Consider the following 15,648-nt stretch of genomic DNA (forward strand, 5'->3'; position numbering starts at 1 on the left):
ATATGGGACTTTTTTTCTATACTCAAAAAGGCTCCATAATCTCTACAGTGGATTTACCCACTACAGAAATTATAGAGCCAATCAAAAAGGAGTTTTCCCAAGGTTCAGTCTATTCAAACAATTCTAGAATCTTGCCTCTCACAACTCTCATCAGATATCTCTTCCTATGTGGTCGAACCAGATAGAGACTTTACCCGCTCCAGAAAATGCTCCTTCCAACAAATGGTATCTGCTATACTAAACATGGGTGGTCAAACACTGTCAAAAGAACTCATCAATCAAGACTTCCCCATTTCAACGACTGCCTTTGTTCAAAATCGGTATAAAATTAAGCCACAAGCCTTTCAAGATCTCTTCAAAAACTTTACGCAGGCTATTCTTCCAAAAACAGAACTCCCTATTTTGGCTGTAGATGGTTCGGATATCCATATTCCAGTCATACCAGAAGATACAGCCTCTCATTTTCCTTCAAAATCAGGTGGAAAAGTCTACAATCTCCTGCACCTGAACGCCCTATTTGATTTGGAAAGTGAGCTCTATTGTGATGCTTTAGTTCAGAAGAGACGAGACGTTGATGAACGGCAGGCTCTGATTGAGATGATGGAGAACTCTCCCTTTTGAACAAGCTTTCATTGTAGCGGATAGGGGTTACGAATCTTATAATTTGATGGCTCATTGCCAAGAAAAAGGCTGGTTCTATCTGATTCGGATTCGAGATGGAAAAAACAGTATGAAGCAAAGCTTGGTCCTACCTCCCACTGAATCCTTCGACGAATCGTTTACCTTAAAGTTAACTCGCCGACAAAATAAAACTACGAAAGAATTTCTGAAGAATAGGAATCAATACAAGTTTATTCCCAGTAATCAAACCTTTGACTTTCTTTCTAAAGAATGGGAACGGGGAGCCGAAGCAGAATTTTATCCCCTTTCTTTTCGCATGATTCGATTTGAAATAGCCCCTGAGAAGTATGAGACCCTTGTGACCAATTGTGACAAACCTGTAGACTATATAAAAAACCTCTATGCCCGTAGATGGGGCATAGAGACCGCTTTTCGTCACTTGAAATACGCACTTGGGATGGTTAGTTTTCATGCTAAAAAGCTTGAAGGTATTCTTCAGGAAATTTTCGCTCATCTTACCTTCTACAATGCCGTCAAAATGACCACTTCTAAGGTCATCATTCGGGAGCGAAAAACTAAGTATAGATACAAAGTCAGCTTTTCAGATGCTTGCTATGTTTGTCGTCTATTTTTCCGTCACCAAATACCTTCCAAGCAAGTCGAAATCCACATCCAATCCCACCTCTGTCCAATACGACCCGACAGACAGGCAAAGAGGAACATTCGTTATCAAACATTTATAGATTTCACTTATAGAATAGCATAAAATCGCACAAATGAATACTAAAAATAAGGATGAAAAGCCTCTTTTTATGCTGGCTGAATACAAAAATCCCAAGTATTACATCAGAAAATACTTGGGATTAGACAGCATTATAGATTAACTGATTAGACTTAACTTAATGACATTGTACTGGAGGGCTTACTTTTTTTCAAGTCCAATTGATTGCTTTATACCTATATTATGCTAGAATGGAATTATCGTTATGAAAGGGGTATCATTAGGGGTGTTACAATCATTAGCTAGCTTTCCACATGCCATTTATCAGTCCTTAGGGCATATGATTGGAAGTAGCCTAGATGAGTTGGTTTTAGCAGATGTTTTTTTGAAAGAAGTAGATCGGCACCAAGAACAGATTATCTGGCATATTTGGCCCCTAGAAAAAACAGTTATTCTGGGAATGACAGACTGTCGTTTACCTCATCTTGCCCAGGGGTTGGAAGTGATTCGCAGGCAAGGCTACACTCCTCTTGTCCGCTCTATCGGTGGTTTAGCAGTTGTAGCAGATATGGGGATTGTCAATCTTTCGTTGATTATTCCAGAAGTTTTGAAAAAAGAGAGGTTGGGTATGGCATCAGCCTATCAACTCATGGTTGATTGTATCAAGGAAATCTTCTCTTTGGCAGATTATGAGGTTGAAGTGGGAGAAATCAGTGATTCGTATTGTCCGGGCAGCTATGATTTGAGTATAAGGGGGAGGAAGTTTGCAGGTCTAGCCCAAAGGCGTATCAAGTCTGGGATTGCAATTTCAGCCTATATCAGTGTTTCAGGTCCTCAAGTCAAGCGTGGGGAGCTTATCCGTGATTTTTATCAAGCAGCTATTGGACAAGATGTTGCTCCTCAGCCCTATCCAAGGGTCAATCCTGCTTCAATGGCTAGCCTGTCAGAGCTACTGGGAAAAGCTGTTTCTCCAGAAGAAATTGCAGTAGGTGTAGACCAATTTATCAGGAGCTTGGGACAAGTACCGGCTGACTATATTTTGAGTATGGAAAATATAGCAGATTTTGCAAAAGGAAAGAAGGAAACAATGGAGCGTCATCAGAAAGTAGGATTAGGCTGATATGGTCGATACAAGCAGTTTATTTACACCCTTTGCCCTTGGGGAGGGAGTTGAGCTAGCCAACCGTTTTGTCCTATCCCCCATGGTGACAAATTCTTCTAGTAAGGCAGGATACGTGAGTCAGGAAGATTTAGCCTATGCTAGGCGGAGGGCAGCATCTGCTCCCTTGCAGATTACAGGAGCAGCCTATGTCAATCCGGATGGTCAATTATTTGAATTTGGCTTTAGCGTAGCCAAGGACGAGGATATTGCAGGGCTCAGTAAGTTGGCACAGGCTATGAAGGCAGAAGGTGCGGTAGCCATCTTACAATTGACCCATGCAGGGCGTTTTTCCTCGCATACGCTTGCACGGGAGGGCTTTGTTTATGGGCCAAGCCCTATGCGCCTGCAGTCCCCCTTTCCCCATGATGTCAAGGAGTTAAGTCTTGAGCAAATTAAAAATCTTATAGACGATTATCGTCAGGCGGCGAGGCGGGCTATTTTAGCGGGCTTTGACGGTGTAGAGGTATCTTCAGCCCAGCGCTTGTTAATTCAGACTTTTTTCTCCACCTTCTCTAATCAGCGGACAGACGATTATGGGGCGCAGGATTTTGCCAGCAGGGCAAGGTTGACCCTTGAAATCTTGGAGGCTGTCCATGAAGTGATTGCAAGGGAAGCAAGAGGTTCGTTTTTGTTGGGATTTCGTGCCACACCTGAAGAAACACGGGGAAATCAAATCGGCTACTCGATTGAGGAATTTCTCCAATTGATGGAAGAAGCATTGGCGAGAGTACCGCTTGCCTATCTGGCGCTTGCTAGCTGGGGGCATGATGTCTTTCGCAATCGGGTCCGCTCTAAGGGGGCTTACCAAGGTCTCTTGGTCAATGATGTTATTTATCAACACTTGAGGGGGCGTCTACCCATCATGGCAACAGGTGGGATTAACAGCTCTGAAAAAGCGGTAGAAGCGCTGATGTATGCAGATCTCGTCGGGGCTTCGACCCCTTTTATCGTGGATCCTGAATTTGTCCATAAAATCAGAGAAAACCGTACTGAGGAAATTCACTTGAAAATTAAGGCTACTGACTTAGCCTCCTTGGCCATTCCACAGGCTTCCTTTAAAGATATTGTACCTCTAATGGATTATGGTGAATCCTTACCAGCAGATTCAAGGAGCTTGTTTCGTGGCTTGGCTGTCAACTACAAGGAGGAGAGGTCATGAAGTTTGGAATTTTAGACTATGGGGTGATTGATGAAGGGCAGACCGCAAGCCATGCCTTGGAGACGACCCTTACCCTCGCAAAACGGGCTGATGAACTCGGCTTCAACCGCTTTTGGGTTGCTGAACATCACAATCTATCTGCCTTTGCCATTAGTGCTCCAGAAATCTTGATGGCTCATCTAGCTAGTCAGACTAGGCAGATACGGATTGGCTCTGGTGGTATTATGGGGCTACACTACAGCCCTTATAAGGTGGCAGAACTGGCTCGCACTTTAGGAACTCTGTATCCGGGGCGTATCGATATTGGTTTGGGAAACTCACTGGGAACAGCTCAGGTACATCAGCACCTGCAAAGTCTCTATACTAGCCGAGACTATGGCAGGTGGCTAGAGAGCTTACTTGGCTATTTAGACGATCAGAAAGAGGACATTGTGGCTACTCCGCAAGCTCTTTCTGCGGTCGAAGTCTATGTACTAGGGACAGGAGGACGCTCGGTCCATGAGGCGGCACGATTGGGACTAGGATTTACTTATGGCTGTTTTCCTTTTCTCAATCAAGAGTTGCTAGAAACGGCAAGGCTAGTCGGAAATGTCTATCAGAACCAGTTTACAACTGCTACTCAGAAGAAAGCCCCCTTCCTTTTGGCACTCTTTGTTGTGATTGCAGATACCATGGAGTTGGCAGAAGATCTGGCTAGACCCTTGGATCTCTGGATGCTGGGGAAAGAGGATTTTAATGAATTTTCTTGCTATCCTAGTATCAAAACAGCGCAAGCATACACTTTGACAGAGGCTGAACAAGCCCAGATTGCTGCGAATCGTAGGCGGATGTTGGTTGGAGATATCGAAACAGTCGAGCGCTCGGTCAAGGAGGTAGTGAGGGTATCAGGGGCAGATGAAGTCATCTTTATCCCCTTGATTCCTGATAGTGGGCATCGCATGAGGGCTTTGGAGCTCCTTGCACAGATCCAGCTAAATGAGAAATAAGAAAGGTATTTTATGACGAAAAAAATTGCGAATTATCTTTGGATTCAAAAAGAAGATGATGGCTATGTCATCAGTATGACACCAGAATTACAAGATGATATTGGAACGATTGGTTATGTGGAATTTTCAGAAGGAGAAATACTGGAGAAAGACGATGTTATCTTGAATCTAGAGGCCTCAAAAACGGTTATGGCAATTTTAAGTCCCTTGGCAGGAAAGGTTGTCGAGCGTAATACAGCAGCCTTGGAACAGCCCCTCTTATTGAATTCGGCACAGCCAGAAGAACATTGGTTGGTCAAGTTGGCAGATGTTGATGACGCAGCCTTTGAAGCCCTTGAAGATGCCTAAAGAAAGAGAATGCCAGCTAGTACGGGAGATGATTCTCCTATTAGGTGGCAAGGAGGCTTTGTTGGACGATAAGGAAGAGCTGGTCAGAGTGTGGAGGGGGTTGGTCAACCAGCGTCCGGCAGGTCCGATTTCGCCAGCCTATCTGGCCTGTGAAGAGGAGGTGCTGACAGCTTATCGGGAAAGGCACCAACGTTCTCTAGCGGATTGTCAGAAAACCAGTCACCCCAATATCCTGCTTTACTATGGGGATATGTGCCACTTGCAGGTTGACGCTATTGTCAACGCTGCCAATAGTGATTTGCTGGGCTGTTTTATCCCCAATCACACCTGTGTGGACAATGCTATTCATTTCTATGCGGGAGTGGCATTGCGCAAGGCCTGTGCAGAGCTGATGAAAAAACAGGGACACCGTGAACCTGTGGGGCAGGTCAAGGTCACGTCTGGCTATGCTCTACCTGCCCGCTTCATTTTTCACACAGTGGGACCACAGATTCCGCAAGGAAAAAGATCGTCCCCGATTCGGAAAGCTCTCTTGCGACAGTGCTACCTGTCCTGCTTGAATCAAGCGCGTGAGCAAGACCTAAGAAGTCTAGCTTTCTGTGCTCTTTCAACAGGGGAATTTGGCTATCCGAAGGAAGAGGCAGCGTCTATCGCTGTGCAAACGGTGAGGGATTGGTTGCGTGAGACGGGGTATCATCTTAGGGTGATTTTTAGTCTGTATACAGCAGAAGATGCCCACTATTATGAAGCAGAATTAGGAGGAAAGGAGAAGAGATGGCCAAGTGGAAGTCACTTGATAGGGTACAAGATGATGAGCCGAAAAGGCTCGCAGCACTTTTAGCAGAAGCAGATGCTGTTCTTGTCGGAATCGGAGCCGGCATGTCAGCTGCAGATGGCTTTACTTATATTGGGGAACGTTTTGAAACAGCCTTTCCTGACTTCATCGCAAAATATGGGTTTCTTGACATGTTACAGGCAAGTCTTTATCCGTTTGCAGGTTTGGAGGAATATTGGGCATTTCAAAGTCGATTTGTAGTCTTAAACTATCTGGATCAGCCGGTCGGTCAAGCCTATCTGGATTTAAAGGAGATACTAGAAACCAAGCCTTATCATATTATTACAACCAATGCAGACAATGCCTTTGTAGTAGCAGGCTATGATATGGACAAGGTCTTTCATATTCAAGGAGAGTATGGCTTGTGGCAGTGTAGTCGATTTTGCCACCAGCAGACCTATAGGGAAGATGCCCTTATTCGTCGCATGGTTGTAGAGCAAAAGGATATGAAGATACCGCGCAACCTAATTCCTTACTGTCCCAAGTGTGGAGCACCTTTTGAAATCAATAAGCGAAACGCTGAAAAAGGCATGGTAGAAGATGCCGATTTCTTTGCTCAAAAAGAGCGTTATGATGGCTTTTTAGCAGAGCATGAGGGGCAGAAAGTCCTCTATCTGGAAATCGGGGTAGGCTATACGACCCCACAGTTTATCAAGCACCCCTTTCAAGCTTATACCCAGGCAAATCCTGCCGCTCTTTTTGTGACCATGAACCAGAAGCAGTACCGCATTCCGCCGGCTATCCGTCCCCAGACGGTGCAGCTGACCAGTCATATCGCAGCGTTAATAGCTGAAACTAAAAAATGTTCGATCAATAAAGGAGAAAAAGATGTATCTTATTGAACCAATTCGCAATGGAAAGTATGTCGCAGATGGTGCAGTTGCCCTAGCCATGCAAGTATATGTCCAACAACATGTATTTTTAGATGATGATATTTTGTTCCCCTACTATTGTGAGCCCAAGGTAGAGATTGGGAAGTTTCAAAATGCCATTGTAGAGATTAATGAGGACTATCTCAAAGAACATGATATCTTGCTCGTTCGCCGTGACACAGGTGGAGGTGCGGTTTATGTTGATTCCGGTGCAGTCAATGTCTGCTATTTGATTCAAGATAATGGTATCTTTGGAGATTTCAAACGTGCCTATGCTCCGGCTATCCGTGCCCTCAATGAATTGGGAGTATCACAAGTTGAGCAGACAGGGCGGAATGACTTGGTGATTGAGGGTAAGAAAGTCTCTGGTGCTGCGATGACCATTTCCAACAACCGTGTCTACGGTGGCTATTCGCTCTTGTTGGATGTGGATTATGATGCGATGGAGCGCGTGCTTCATCCAAATCGAAAGAAGATTGAATCAAAAGGGATTAAGTCTGTCAGAAGCCGTGTCGGAAGTATTCGTCCTTATCTATCAGAAGAATACCAAGATATCACGACCGATGAATTTAAAAATCTAATAACCTGCAAATTACTGGGAATTGATAGTCTTGAACAAGCCAAGCGCTATCACTTAACGGAAGAAGACTGGGCTGCGATTGATCAGCTGGTTGCGGACAAGTACAAAAACTGGGAATGGAATTACGGCAATTCACCGCAATATAGGTATCATCGAGATGGTCGTTTTGCAGCAGGGACCATTGATGTCCACTTGGATATTGATAAGGGGCGGATTGCCCATTGTCGGATCTATGGTGATTTCTTCGGTAGAGGAGATGTAGCAGAAGTGGAGCAGGCCCTAGTTGGACAGCGAATGGAGAAAGAGGATATCAGCCTAGTGTTGGCGGAGTTAGACTTGGCTCGCTACTTTGGCAAGGTGTCGGCAGAGGAATTACTAGACTTGATTTTCAGTTGATGGGAGAGGAATAGCCTTTTTGGTCTTAGGAGAGGTTCTGGGACTTACTTAGTATTAGTAGTTGCAATTTCCTATGAAATCTGTTACAATAAAGCCAATCAGAGGGATAGTGAGTTTGTCTGTTACAGAAAGCGGTGGCGTTGAGAAATCCGTACAGATGTCAGTATTTGTTGCTGAGGTTGATGAAAAGCAGTCAATAAAATAAGAGCGGGCCTTGCCCGAATTTGGGTGGTACCGCGGATTGATAAGCAATTCGTCCCTGTCGTATGGCAGGGACGTTTTTTGATGGGAAAAGATGATAGGATTCGTCAAAATTAAATGAGAACCTTGTTGCCTTACGATGCACCTGTAGTTGTTGCTCATCAGATTTTGATTTTTATAGAATATGACAAATAGGTTTGGAGGGAGTCAGATGGCAAAAAAGAAAAAACGTAAGAAAGAGTTGAGAAGACGGCAGAAATTAGATATTAAAATTATCTCTGAACAAGATGGAGAAGTCTTTGAACAGTTGTTAAGCCGGCAACCTATTTTTGTAGAGCGTCGTCAGATTCAATATTTTGATGATGAAAAGGAAGCTCTTTTCGCCTATGCCGAATCTCAGGGACGCAATGTGGGAGAGATTGAACCAGAGGATATTGAACGAGTCCGAGAGCTAATGGCCTTGGGGAAGGTGCCCTTCCCTAAGGAGACCCGACTTTTTCGTCAAGCTATGTACACACCAGATGATAGGAAGCGGTCCAACCTTTTGAAGCAGGTTCTAGACTTGAAGCCGGACCATTTCTTGGCACAATTTCATCTGCTGTTAACAGAAGAAGATCCGTTTGACTTGACCTACTTTGAAAAGATTTGGCAGTTTTATGGCAAGACGAAAAAAGGTTGGAAAGATGAAGATTATTTGGGCTGGGAGTATTGGGAGTCACGCCCCTATCTAACTGCGTTAAATTATATAGTAACTTATCTACATGGTCAAGGCTTCTTAGGTCTAGCTTGTGAGGTGGTGGATTTTATTCTGTCCAAAAGACCTAAAAGGTTTGCTCCTGATTTTCTTCACCTAGCCATGTCTGTTTATAATGAATTAGGACGATGGGAGCGAGTTGAAAACCTTTATCATAGATATGCAAACGAACTGCCACAGTATAAAGATAGCTTACTGTTTCATTACCTCATTTCCAAACTCCTTCAAGGACAGATTACTGAGGCGGAGAAAATTTTTGTAGCCTTGACCGAAGTGAATGAAGAAGCTACGGACTATTTTGCTACTGCTGATTGGTTGGAAGATCTCTTAGACATTGAGGAATCTGAGATATATGTTCCCTTTTCGACGCAATCACTAGCAGCTACGGCTTATCATTTACAGGACTTCTTTGAACGAAACCCTCTTGTGCTGGAGTTTTTGTACCGCTTTGCCAGAGAGTGCGGTGGTAAGTCAGAGTATGGGGAGATTCTCGACTTTTTTGCAACTTATCGCAGTCCTCTATTTGCCGGTCTACGATTTGACATCTTCCGAACCTTATTCCATGAGAATTTGAGGGTGGTCGAAGATTTTCAAAACATTACTGAAAAAGATTTACTAGCCATCAAGGGGATTGGAAAAAAGACTGTTGATAAGCTGAAAGAAAATGGTGTAATCTTTAAGGAGAGGTAACGATGCTCCATCACATTGAACTCTACGTATCGGACTTAGACGAAAGTCGGATCTTTTACCAGTTTCTCCTCTTTCGCTTGGGCTATGAGCTTGACCAAGAATGGAATCAAGGTTTTTCCATGAAAAAGGCAGAGCAGTATATCGTTTTTGTTCAAACGCCAACTGATTTTCTTGAAGTGGGCTACCATCGCTGCCGCACAGGTCTAAATCATTTAGCATTCTACGGCGGTACTCGTGACCAAGTTGACCAATGGCGACAGGATTTGCTGGCTAGAGGTGTCAAACTCCTCTATGATGACCGTTATCCCTACGCGGGTGGAGAGAATCACTATGCCCTTTATTTGGAAGACCCGGATGGGATTAAGTTAGAAATTGTTGCGGAGGAAGCCAATGATTCAGATACTAGGACCCTTTGAAAGAAATGACTTGCCTGATGTGGCAACGGATCGGCTCTATTTACGTCAGCGGACGTTGGCGGATGCTGAGGCCATTTTTTCCTTTGCAAAACTTACTGAAGTGGCCTATCCTGCGGGTTTTCCACCCGTCAAAAGCCTAGCAGATGAAGTGCTGTATCTCAAGGAAACCTACCCAGCCAATCTTAAAAAAGAAGAGCTACCTTCTGGTTATGGGATTACGATTAAGGGGAGTAATCAGATCATTGGCTCCTGTGACTTTAATCACCGCCACGCTGATGATGTACTGGAGATAGGCTATCTGCTCCATCCAGACTTTTTGGGGAAAGGCTATATGCCAGAAGCAGTTGCAGCCTTGATTGAAGTAGGCTTTACCCTACTCCATCTTCACAAGGTGGAAATCCGTTGCTACAGCTCCAACCAACAAAGTAGGCGTGTCGCTGAAAAACTAGGCTTCACCTTGGAAGCCACCATCCGCGGTCGCAAGGATCTAGTAGGTAAGCGTTGTGATGATTTATGGTATGGATTGCTGAGGAGTGAGTGGGAGGATTCATATGGATAAGGAAATGATTTTGAATCAGACGCGTCAGTTTGTCAAAGAGCTTTCAAATGGCGAAGCGAGTGGACATGACTGGTGGCATATCTTTCGTGTGACTAAGACAGCTCTGACTATTGCCAGAGAAGAAGAGGCGGATCTCTTTATTTGTGAAATGGCTGCCCTTCTTCATGATGTGGCAGATGAGAAGTTAAATGTCAGTGAGGCAGATGGCTTAGCCAAGCTCATTTGTTTTTTAGATAGCCAGTCTCTCTCAAAGACTGTGCAAGAGGAGCTTCTCACGATTATCCAAGGTATTTCCTATAAGGGAGGACACAATCAAGTGGGGCTCTCATTAGAAGGGCAAGTGGTTCAAGATGCAGACCGCTTAGATGCCCTTGGAGCTATTGGCATTGCTAGAACCATGGCTTATTCAGGGAATAAAGGCAGGTTAATCCATGATCCTGCTAAGCAAGCACGAGAACATCTGACCTTAGAAGATTATCGAAAGGGTGAAGATACTGCCATTATGCATTTCTATGAAAAACTCCTCAAGCTCAAAAACCTTATGAATACCCAAGCTGGTCAACGTCTTGCCCACCAGCGTCACCAATTCATGGAAACCTACCTCGAACAATTTTATGCTGAATGGGAAGGAAAGAGATAGGAAGAAAGGAGAGAGATGAATCTTATCATCATTGGAGCTCAAGCCTCAGGTAAAATGACCATAGGGCAGGAACTTACAAAGGAGAAAGGCATGACTTTATTTCATAATCACGATAGTATTGATTTTGTCTTGCGTTTCATGCCTTGGTCACCAGCTAGTACAGCTCTTATTGAGCGTGTTCGGTTTGATTTTTTTGAAACTTTTGCTAAGACGGGTCAGGAAATGATTTTTACTATTGTGATTGACTTTAATTGTCCAGATGATGTGGCATTTTTAGAGGAAATTCAAATAGTTTTTCAGTCCCATCAACAAAAGGTGCTTTTTGTCGAATTGGAAACTGATTTCGAGGAACGTCTCAAACGCAATCGCACAGAAAATAGGCTCAAGCACAAACCCATAAAACGCAATATCAAATGGTCAGAGCAAGACATTCGAACAACTATGGATTATGCTGTCTTTAATCCCCAATTTCCTCCCAAAAAGCTCACTTATTACTACAAAATAAACAATACCCATCTTAGCGCCACTGAAACAGCGCAACTCATTATCAAAAAAATGGAAGAACTTGAGCAGGAAAAAATGAAATAGTCAGTCCAGTGGACCGACTATTTCAAGGAGATTATATGAAAAAGTTTTCAAACATACTAATTCCTTTTATCATTTTTAGCATCATTGTTTTTCTGATTGCCTTACCTCTATTAGAATGTCAGCTAGATGAATTCCTCTTTTTTAGAGATATAAAACTATATTTTTCTTCAAATAGTAATAAGGACTATTTTGAGGTGATGTTATCAGTGATTACAATAGTAACAACTTACCTTGTCTTTTATTGGCAAAATCAAATAGAGATAAATAATAAGAATAAAGAAATAAAACAAGGAAAGACAAGAGCAACTTTACTTAGAGCAAAGAGAACGAGAACGCGCAGTTGTCAGACCTTTATATTTGGTCGAGTTACAAGGAAAAAATTCAGCAATTAGATTGTTCGTCAGAGAAAGTGCTCCTCTTACTAATATTACAGTTTACTATCAAAATGTAGAAAATGAAAGTTTTCAAGAGAAATTTATTGGAAATGCTGTTTCTGGAGATTATATTTTTAGATTTGATTCCGATAAACTTGAGTCAGCTATCATTGAGTGTAGGACTTACCTAGATGAAAATATTTACTTTCAATATCATGTTGGAAACAACCTAATTCACTATAGAATGATTGATGGGGAGGATTTAAGTTATATCAGCGAAGTACTAAAAAGACGTATTTTAAATGATAGCGTTGAAAATAATTTGAATCATATTATCGAAATCTATAATATTCAACTACAACATTCATTTTATGAATCAATTTTTTTCAATAAATTTATAGATTTTTTCTCAAGTCACAAGCAATATTGGAGAACATCAGAAAAAGATAAATTGCTTAAATTATCTGTGATATTGGGAGAAGATACTATTGAAACATCATTGAGTCGTTCGGTTGGTTTAGATAGTAAGCAAGACTATGATCAAACTCCAGAGATATTTATTGAATTATTAGAGGTAATCAATAAGTATTTAAAAGCCTATTGGTATACGACTTGTGAGGAGGCTGAACAGGAGCGAAATTATTTCATAGGTAACTTAAACAATTATCAAGGGACAGAGATAGGAAGCTATATTGAGAGATTTGATAACGAACCGATTAATCGAGAACTGATGACTCAATACATTGATGATTTGATAACATATTTGCAAAAACATACAAAAATGGTTGATTTCCCTCTTAGGATTGTTGAAGTCTATTTAAAACGTTATGTGACCATTGCTAAAGAAAGATTGAGATATCCAAATGAAGTTGAACATGTTAAAGAACAAATTAGGAATGATTTAAGAAAAGTATTTAGTAAATATATTTTAAAAGACAATGTTAGAAAGGAACAACAATGTCAAAAGAACTATCACCAAAATACAATCCAGCTGAGGTAGAAGCTGGGCGCTATCAGAAATGGCTTGAAGCAGATGTTTTTAAACCGTCTGGAAATCCAGATGCTAAGCCTTACTCGATCGTGATTCCACCGCCAAACGTAACGGGGAAACTCCACTTGGGACACGCTTGGGACACAACGCTTCAAGACATTATCATCCGCCAAAAGCGCATGCAGGGCTTTGATACCCTATGGCTTCCAGGTATGGACCATGCAGGGATTGCGACTCAAGCAAAGGTGGAGGAACGTCTGCGTGGAGAGGGGCTTACTCGTTATGACCTTGGTCGTGAGAAATTTCTAGAAAAGGTCTGGGAGTGGAAAGACGAGTACGCGACGACCATCAAGGATCAGTGGGGGAAAATGGGCTTGTCGCTTGATTACTCCCGCGAGCGTTTCACCCTTGATGAGGGCTTGTCAAAAGCAGTGCGCAAGGTCTTTGTAGACTTGTATAAAAAAGGCTGGATTTACCGTGGAGAGTTCATCATCAACTGGGATCCAGCAGCCCGCACAGCCCTTTCTGATATTGAGGTGATTCACAAGGATATCGATGGCTTTGAACACTATTTCAAGTACATGTTTGACGACAATAGTGGCAACTATTTGACGATTATGACCACTCGTCCAGAAACCATGTTCGGAGATGGAGCGATTGCAGTCCATCCAGATGATGAACGCTACACTCATCTCATCGGGAAGTATGTCATCGTGCCACTGACAGGGTATCGGATTCCCATTATTGCTGATGAGTATGTAGATAGGGAAAAAGGGTCAGGCTGCGTGAAAATTACCCCGGCCCATGATCCTAATGACTTCGAGGTTGGCTTACGTCATAATATCAAGCAAGATATTATCATGAATCTTGACGGAACCATGGTAGCTACTCATCGGGTGCCTGAAAAATACCAGGGGCTGGATCGGTATGAAGCAAGAAAGCTATTTATTGAGGATGCCAAGGAGGCAGGACTGCTAGAAAAATTAGTCCCAATCGTCCATTCGGTTGGGCACTCTGAGCGTAGCGGTGCGGTTGTTGAGCCTCGTTTATCTACCCAATGGTTTGTTAAAATGGATCAGTTGGCAAAAAATGCTATTGCCAACCAAGAGACAGATGACAAGGTTGAATTCTACCCACCACGCTTCAATGACGCCTATCTTCAATGGATGGAAAACGTACATGATTGGGTCATTTCCCGTCAGCTCTGGTGGGGTCACCAAATCCCTGCCTGGTACAATGCGGATGGTGACATTTATGTCGGTGAAGAAGCGCCTGAAGGGGATGGTTGGACACAAGATGAAGATGTGCTCGATACCTGGTTCAGCTCGGCCCTTTGGCCATTTTCAACCATGGATTGGCCAGATGAAGAAAGTGCCGATTACAAACGTTACTATCCCAATTCAACCTTGGTAACAGGCTACGACATCATTCCTTTCTGGGTCTCTCGTATGATTTTCCAAGGAATTGAATTTACTGGAAAGAGTCCATTTAAGAATGCCCTCATTCACGGTCTTATTCGTGATGAAGAAGGGCGCAAGATGTCCAAGTCTCTCGGAAACGGTATTGATCCGATGGACGTCATTGAAAAATATGGTACCGATAGCCTTCGCTGGTTCCTATCAAATGGCTCTGCACCGGGGCAAGATGTCCGCTTTAGCTACGAGAAGATGGATGCTTCATGGAATTTCATTAACAAGATTTGGAATATTTCCCGCTATATCTTGATGAATAACGAGGGGCTTACGCTTGCTCAAGCGACGGAACATGTTTCAGCTGTTGTAGATGGTAAAGCTGGCAATGTGACGGATAGTTGGATTCTCCACAACCTCAATGAAACGATTGCCAAAGTAACGGAAAACTTTGACAAGTTTGAGTTCGGTGTGGCTGGTCATATTCTCTACAATTTCATTTGGGAAGAATTTGCCAACTGGTATGTGGAATTGACCAAGGAAGTGCTTTATAGCGATAAGGAAGATGAGAAAGTCATCACGCGCTCTGTCCTCCTTTACACCTTGGATAAGATCTTGCGTCTCCTTCACCCAATCATGCCGTTCGTGACCGAAAAACTCTTTGCCCAGTATGCGGAAGGCTCCATTGTAACTGCAGCATACCCTACGGTGAACCCTGCCTTTGAAAATCAAGCAGCACACAGAGGGGTGGAGAGCTTGAAAGACCTCATTCGTGCCGTGCGCAATAGCAGGGCAGAAGTGAATGTTGCGCCCTCTAAACCAATTACTATCTTGATAAAGACAAGTGACAGTGAGCTAGAAGATTTCTTCAAAGACAATCGCAACTATATCAAACGCTTCACAAATCCAGAAACCCTTGAAATCAGCTCAGCCCTTGCCACACCAGAGCTTGCCATGTCAGCAGTCATCACAGGAGCAGAAATCTTCCTGCCCCTTGCAGACCTCCTCAATGTGGAAGAAGAACTGGCACGACTTGAAAAAGAACTTGCCAAATGGCAGAAGGAACTGGACATGGTCGGCAAGAAACTCGCTAACGAACGCTTCGTTGCCAATGCCAAACCAGAAGTCGTCGAAAAAGAACGTACCAAACAAGCCGACTACCAAACCAAATACGACGCGACGATAGCGCGGATTGAAGAGATGGAGAAGTTGGTGGGATAGTACCAAATTTTCAACATAAATTACAACCCTAACCTAAAAAGGTTGGGGTTGTGGTATAGTCAATCAGTTTTAAAGCAGTAATGCAGTAATTATGGTATACTAAAGTTATGGCATATGATTTAGAT

Annotated in this window: 17 protein-coding genes; all 17 read left to right on the plus strand. The window is 43.1% G+C overall.

From position 1 onward, the window contains the following. Positions 1 to 243: 243 nt before the first annotated feature. Entirely contained in the window at positions 244 to 621 is a 378-nt protein-coding gene (locus tag ACVPON_RS09010; RefSeq protein ID WP_462878296.1) for a transposase, read from the plus strand. Positions 622 to 667: 46 nt separating this feature from the next. Beyond that, a complete protein-coding gene (locus tag ACVPON_RS09015) occupies positions 668 to 1,387 on the plus strand; it encodes a transposase (RefSeq protein WP_462878297.1) in 720 nt (239 codons plus the stop codon). Positions 1,388 to 1,607: 220 nt separating this feature from the next. Beyond that, the gene (locus ACVPON_RS09020; protein WP_462878298.1) at positions 1,608 to 2,462 is read left to right on the plus strand and encodes a lipoate--protein ligase family protein; all 855 of its coding nucleotides are present in this window, start codon (positions 1,608 to 1,610) and stop codon (positions 2,460 to 2,462) included. A gap of 1 nt (position 2,463) precedes the next feature. Then, entirely contained in the window at positions 2,464 to 3,663 is a 1,200-nt protein-coding gene (locus tag ACVPON_RS09025; protein ID WP_462878299.1) for an NADH-dependent flavin oxidoreductase, read from the plus strand. After that, positions 3,660 to 4,649, plus strand: coding sequence for an MsnO8 family LLM class oxidoreductase (locus tag ACVPON_RS09030; RefSeq protein ID WP_462878300.1), 990 nt, complete (start codon positions 3,660 to 3,662; stop codon positions 4,647 to 4,649). The genes ACVPON_RS09025 and ACVPON_RS09030 overlap by 4 nt, the downstream gene beginning before the upstream one ends. 12 nt (positions 4,650 to 4,661) lie before the next feature. After that, complete coding sequence (locus ACVPON_RS09035; RefSeq protein WP_462878301.1) at positions 4,662 to 4,997, plus strand: glycine cleavage system H family protein; 336 nt, start codon at positions 4,662 to 4,664, stop codon at positions 4,995 to 4,997. Then, positions 4,990 to 5,838, plus strand: a complete 849-nt coding sequence (locus ACVPON_RS09040; protein ID WP_462878302.1) for a protein-ADP-ribose hydrolase — start codon at positions 4,990 to 4,992, stop codon at positions 5,836 to 5,838. Before ACVPON_RS09035 ends, ACVPON_RS09040 begins: the two co-directional genes overlap by 8 nt. After that, positions 5,772 to 6,674: an SIR2 family NAD-dependent protein deacylase gene (locus ACVPON_RS09045; RefSeq protein ID WP_462878303.1), complete on the plus strand. Its 903-nt coding sequence runs from the start codon at positions 5,772 to 5,774 to the stop codon at positions 6,672 to 6,674. Before ACVPON_RS09040 ends, ACVPON_RS09045 begins: the two co-directional genes overlap by 67 nt. Beyond that, positions 6,661 to 7,680, plus strand: coding sequence for a lipoate--protein ligase (locus tag ACVPON_RS09050; RefSeq protein ID WP_462878304.1), 1,020 nt, complete (start codon positions 6,661 to 6,663; stop codon positions 7,678 to 7,680). Before ACVPON_RS09045 ends, ACVPON_RS09050 begins: the two co-directional genes overlap by 14 nt. Positions 7,681 to 8,092: 412 nt before the next feature. Next, the gene (locus tag ACVPON_RS09055; RefSeq protein ID WP_462878305.1) at positions 8,093 to 9,325 is read left to right on the plus strand and encodes a hypothetical protein; all 1,233 of its coding nucleotides are present in this window, start codon (positions 8,093 to 8,095) and stop codon (positions 9,323 to 9,325) included. Between the two features lie 2 nt (positions 9,326 to 9,327). Continuing rightward, on the plus strand, positions 9,328 to 9,741 hold the full coding sequence (locus ACVPON_RS09060; protein WP_462878306.1) for a VOC family protein: 414 nt from the start codon (positions 9,328 to 9,330) through the stop codon (positions 9,739 to 9,741). Next, entirely contained in the window at positions 9,716 to 10,300 is a 585-nt protein-coding gene (locus ACVPON_RS09065) for a GNAT family N-acetyltransferase (protein WP_462878307.1), read from the plus strand. Before ACVPON_RS09060 ends, ACVPON_RS09065 begins: the two co-directional genes overlap by 26 nt. Continuing rightward, positions 10,293 to 10,940, plus strand: a complete 648-nt coding sequence (locus tag ACVPON_RS09070) for an HD domain-containing protein (protein WP_462878308.1) — start codon at positions 10,293 to 10,295, stop codon at positions 10,938 to 10,940. Before ACVPON_RS09065 ends, ACVPON_RS09070 begins: the two co-directional genes overlap by 8 nt. A gap of 15 nt (positions 10,941 to 10,955) precedes the next feature. Beyond that, entirely contained in the window at positions 10,956 to 11,528 is a 573-nt protein-coding gene (locus ACVPON_RS09075; protein ID WP_462878309.1) for a DEAD/DEAH box helicase family protein, read from the plus strand. 35 nt (positions 11,529 to 11,563) lie between these two features. Continuing rightward, positions 11,564 to 11,920 carry a hypothetical protein gene (locus ACVPON_RS09080; RefSeq protein ID WP_462878310.1) on the plus strand — a complete coding sequence of 119 codons (357 nt, stop codon included), beginning with the start codon at positions 11,564 to 11,566 and terminating at the stop codon, positions 11,918 to 11,920. After that, on the plus strand, positions 11,886 to 12,902 hold the full coding sequence (locus tag ACVPON_RS09085) for a hypothetical protein (protein WP_462878311.1): 1,017 nt from the start codon (positions 11,886 to 11,888) through the stop codon (positions 12,900 to 12,902). The genes ACVPON_RS09080 and ACVPON_RS09085 overlap by 35 nt, the downstream gene beginning before the upstream one ends. Then, positions 12,860 to 15,523 (plus strand): valine--tRNA ligase, encoded by a 2,664-nt coding sequence (locus tag ACVPON_RS09090; RefSeq protein ID WP_462878312.1) that lies wholly within the window; start codon positions 12,860 to 12,862, stop codon positions 15,521 to 15,523. Before ACVPON_RS09085 ends, ACVPON_RS09090 begins: the two co-directional genes overlap by 43 nt. Positions 15,524 to 15,648: the final 125 nt, after the last annotated feature.

This window comes from Streptococcus sp. 1F3, assembly GCF_054968985.1.

Bases quoted from the DNA above. Each gene is read 5' to 3' on its own strand.
- ACVPON_RS09010 (WP_462878296.1), top strand. From the start codon at position 244: ATGGGTGGTCAAACACTGTCAAAAGAACTCATCAATCAAGACTTCCCC.
- ACVPON_RS09015 (WP_462878297.1), top strand. From the start codon at position 668: ATGGCTCATTGCCAAGAAAAAGGCTGGTTCTATCTGATTCGGATTCGA.
- ACVPON_RS09020 (WP_462878298.1), top strand. From the start codon at position 1,608: ATGAAAGGGGTATCATTAGGGGTGTTACAATCATTAGCTAGCTTTCCA.
- ACVPON_RS09025 (WP_462878299.1), top strand. From the start codon at position 2,464: ATGGTCGATACAAGCAGTTTATTTACACCCTTTGCCCTTGGGGAGGGA.
- ACVPON_RS09030 (WP_462878300.1), top strand. From the start codon at position 3,660: ATGAAGTTTGGAATTTTAGACTATGGGGTGATTGATGAAGGGCAGACC.
- ACVPON_RS09035 (WP_462878301.1), top strand. From the start codon at position 4,662: ATGACGAAAAAAATTGCGAATTATCTTTGGATTCAAAAAGAAGATGAT.
- ACVPON_RS09040 (WP_462878302.1), top strand. From the start codon at position 4,990: ATGCCTAAAGAAAGAGAATGCCAGCTAGTACGGGAGATGATTCTCCTA.
- ACVPON_RS09045 (WP_462878303.1), top strand. From the start codon at position 5,772: ATGGCCAAGTGGAAGTCACTTGATAGGGTACAAGATGATGAGCCGAAA.
- ACVPON_RS09050 (WP_462878304.1), top strand. From the start codon at position 6,661: ATGTATCTTATTGAACCAATTCGCAATGGAAAGTATGTCGCAGATGGT.
- ACVPON_RS09055 (WP_462878305.1), top strand. From the start codon at position 8,093: ATGGCAAAAAAGAAAAAACGTAAGAAAGAGTTGAGAAGACGGCAGAAA.
- ACVPON_RS09060 (WP_462878306.1), top strand. From the start codon at position 9,328: ATGCTCCATCACATTGAACTCTACGTATCGGACTTAGACGAAAGTCGG.
- ACVPON_RS09065 (WP_462878307.1), top strand. From the start codon at position 9,716: ATGATTCAGATACTAGGACCCTTTGAAAGAAATGACTTGCCTGATGTG.
- ACVPON_RS09070 (WP_462878308.1), top strand. From the start codon at position 10,293: ATGGATAAGGAAATGATTTTGAATCAGACGCGTCAGTTTGTCAAAGAG.
- ACVPON_RS09075 (WP_462878309.1), top strand. From the start codon at position 10,956: ATGAATCTTATCATCATTGGAGCTCAAGCCTCAGGTAAAATGACCATA.
- ACVPON_RS09080 (WP_462878310.1), top strand. From the start codon at position 11,564: ATGAAAAAGTTTTCAAACATACTAATTCCTTTTATCATTTTTAGCATC.
- ACVPON_RS09090 (WP_462878312.1), top strand. From the start codon at position 12,860: ATGTCAAAAGAACTATCACCAAAATACAATCCAGCTGAGGTAGAAGCT.